Consider the following 1626-nt stretch of genomic DNA (forward strand, 5'->3'; position numbering starts at 1 on the left):
AGGTTTCATCCATTCGCCACGAGTCAGATACGGGCTTCTTTCTACGCCTCGCTCTGTGCTCTAATACTGGCGTAAATTTGATAACCCAACGATTAATCGTGGCGTGATCCACAACGACACCGCGCTCCAATTGTATCTCTTCAATTTCACGATAACTGAGTTTATAGGCGAGATAATAACGTACGGTTTCGAGAATAACTTCAGAGGGGAAGTGGCAGCCTTTAAACATTAAGAATCAGTCTCATGAATAGAAATGAAGAAAATCTTAACTTAATGACTCAAAGTTTGCGACAGAACCGACGGAGCTCATAGAGCAGTTACGAGCACAGGGATTACAGTTAGCACCTAAGCTTGCCATCGGAGATGGCGCACTTGGCTTCTGGAAAGCCGTGGCTAAATGCATAAGTTACATGTGAAGTTCCATGGTTATGATATTGTTATAGAATGGCCATGGAACGGTCAAGTCTGATTTATTCGTGACTAGTGCAATTATCATAGATATAAAATCGATTCACCGGTTTTAATGGACGTTTAATTTTCCTTGTTAACATCGCATAACGCCTTATTTTGTACGATAGCTTTTATGTCTACCGAATCGGTATCAATATTATATAGTTGCCAATCATTACCACCATTGTAGAAAGTAAGATCAAACATCATGGGACTTTTCTCATATCCAACAATATATGTTAACCGTTTGATATGCTCACCTATCGAGTAAGAGCATAGGCGTTCACTAAATGTATATTGCCCATGAATGTTGGGATAGTTCTTTAGCAATGCTTTTAATGACGTAACTTGATTTTCATCGGGCTTAATTGATGGATTCGATGCCAATAAGTCATCTAGTGCTTTCTCAGGTTTTACCGATAAGTTGTCAAAAAAAACAGTCGCTAAATCATCAGGCGTTTTGGCGTAAACTGACGTGCTACATAGTAAAGACGCAACAATAATGTGAAAAATGTTTTTTTTCATAATGGCTCCTCTTAAGGGCTAGATAAATTTGTTGAAACTAAAATCAAAGTATCTGATTTTTCGTACAACCTCTCAGTTATATACACATTAGTCAGTTAGATTTACGAAATGTCAAATCTTTCTTCTTACTAAAACACATGACCTTGAATCTACAAACAGCTGTCAGAACATGTCATCCACAATTATTCTTTTTTATGCTAGCATTTATTGATGAATGAGGCGTAGTTAATTATATTTATCAGCCCATAATGATAGTGTAAATCGGTTTTGATGTGATGGTCGCTTCTACTGCCGTTATACCAAACTAAAGGGGCAATCAGTTTGCGTAGAAATAACAACAATGCCATTAAAGGGTTCTGTCGCAAACTTTGAGTCATTAAGTTAAGATTTTCTTCATTTCTATTCATGAGACTGATTCTTAATGTTTAAAGGCTGCCACTTCCCCTCTGAAGTTATTCTCGAAACCGTACGTTATTATCTCGCCTATAAACTCAGTTATCGTGAAATTGAAGAGATACAATTGGAGCGCGGTGTCGTTGTGGATCACGCCACGATTAATCGTTGGGTTATCAAATTTACGCCAGTATTAGAGCACAGAGCGAGGCGTAGAAAGAAGCCCGTATCTGACTCGTGGCGAATGGATGAAACCTA

At 38.3% G+C, this 1626-nt stretch carries 1 protein-coding gene and 2 pseudogenes; 1 reads left to right on the plus strand and 2 read right to left on the minus strand.

Going from position 1 to position 1626, the window contains the following annotated elements; genetic code table 11:
• Both L4B77_RS19920 and L4B77_RS19925 read right to left on the minus strand, forming a co-directional pair.
• A pseudogene (locus L4B77_RS19920) lies at window positions 1-229 on the minus strand (IS6 family transposase); the annotation flags it as partial.
• Window positions 230-531: 302 nt separating this feature from the next.
• Window positions 532-975, minus strand: coding sequence for a hypothetical protein (locus L4B77_RS19925; protein ID WP_239941884.1), 444 nt, complete (start codon window positions 973-975; stop codon window positions 532-534).
• A gap of 421 nt (window positions 976-1396) precedes the next feature.
• Here L4B77_RS19925 and L4B77_RS19930 point away from each other — a divergent pair.
• Window positions 1397-1626: pseudogene (locus tag L4B77_RS19930) on the plus strand (IS6 family transposase); the annotation flags it as partial.

The organism is Vibrio minamisatsumaniensis (genome assembly GCF_050337445.1).
Classification (GTDB): Bacteria; Pseudomonadota; Gammaproteobacteria; order Enterobacterales; family Vibrionaceae; genus Vibrio; species Vibrio artabrorum.

Coding starts and splice junctions, on each gene's coding strand:
- L4B77_RS19925 (WP_239941884.1), bottom strand. CDS start 975: ATGAAAAAAAACATTTTTCACATTATTGTTGCGTCTTTACTATGTAGC.